This window comes from Pseudooceanicola endophyticus, assembly GCF_018760365.1.
Lineage (GTDB): Bacteria > Pseudomonadota > Alphaproteobacteria > Rhodobacterales > Rhodobacteraceae > Pseudooceanicola > Pseudooceanicola endophyticus.
Window position 1 is genome coordinate 1 of record NZ_JAHIAB010000042.1, and the last position, 1,365, is coordinate 1,365.

Consider the following 1,365-nt stretch of genomic DNA (forward strand, 5'->3'; position numbering starts at 1 on the left):
AGGTCCTGTGTGGATGGCTCCTGCATAGCAAGCGGGAAATGACTTTAATTCACCCATTCAGAAGCGGTCGTGTGTCCGGCCTGTTTGCGCGGCATTTCGGCCGCTGGCCCTGATGGCTTCCGCGTCCCGGGTCCCTGTCAGGTATGCGGGCGATTACGCCCCGGACTTTCGGCGGGGTCTCCCGGGATTGCGGCTGTGGGTGTCTCCATCATCTCGTCGGTCTTGCTATTCTATGTGCCGGGCTTGCCGCATCAGGCAGGTCGCGGCGACCAGGCCTCTTCCCGTGTCAGGACGGCCCAGATGATCCTGGCCGTCTTGTTGGCCATAGCGATGGTTGCCAGTCGGAAGGGCTTTCTCTCCAGCAGTTGTCTCAGCCACGGGTCCCCCTTGTCCGGTCGGACCTTCACCTGGGTGGCGCGGGAGGTCATACCAACCACGAGGAGCTTTCGGAGGTACTGATCCCCCATCTTCGTGATCCTGCCCAGCCTTTCCTTGCCGCCGCTGGAATTGTTCCTTGGTGTCAGCCCCAGCCATGCAGCAAACTCACGTCCGTTGCGGAACTGACGGCCGCTGCCGATGGTCGCGACGATCGCCGAGGCCGTGACCGGTCCGACGCCTGGAATGGTCTGCAGCAGCTTCATCCGATGGTCCGCCCGCGCCACGGTCTGCAGCCGCAGATCATGCCAACGCACGAGATAGTCGGTCGACAGGAGCTGTCGGCACAGGACGCGGATGACGTCCTGCCCGATCTCGGGGATGTCCGGCGCAGACCCGCCCAGGACATCCCTCGCAAAGCCCGTCGCCTTCTCCAGGCCTTGCGGCAGGGTGATCCCGAACTCCGCCAGTAGTCCGCGGAGCATATTCCCCAGCTGTGTCCTCTGCCGCACGACGAGCTCACGCATTCGGTGCAGGCTCAGCATGGCTTGCTGCTCTACTGATTTGACCTGCACGAAGCGCATGGTCGGGCGGGTGACGGCTTCGCAGATCGCTTCGGCATCGACAGCGTCCGACTTGCCCCGCTTCACGTAGGGCTTGACGTAAATCGGCGGGATCAGCCGCACCTCGTGACCGAACTTGGACAGCTCCCGAGCCCAGTGGTGGCTCGCCGAGCAGGCTTCCATGCCTATCAGACAAGGGTCCAAGCGCTCGAAAAACGCAAGCAGCTGAGCCCGGCGTAGTGGCTTGTTGAAGACGACTTGGCCTTCATCCGTGATCCCGTGAACCTGAAAGACATTCTTGGCCAGATCCAGGCCGACTGTTGTAACCTTCATGCGGATGGCTCCTCTCGCAGCAGACAATGACATCTGCACTATGGCGCATTGCGACGCCGATGGAGCAGGAGCCATCCACTCCATCAGGTATGGG

Annotated in this window: 1 protein-coding gene; it reads right to left on the reverse strand. The window is 62.2% G+C overall.

The genetic code is table 11. The annotated features are described in order from the left end of the window. Positions 1 to 251 precede the first annotated feature (251 nt). Positions 252 to 1,271, reverse strand: a complete 1,020-nt coding sequence (locus KM176_RS24730; RefSeq protein ID WP_160897349.1) for an IS110 family RNA-guided transposase — start codon at positions 1,269 to 1,271, stop codon at positions 252 to 254. Positions 1,272 to 1,365: the final 94 nt, after the last annotated feature.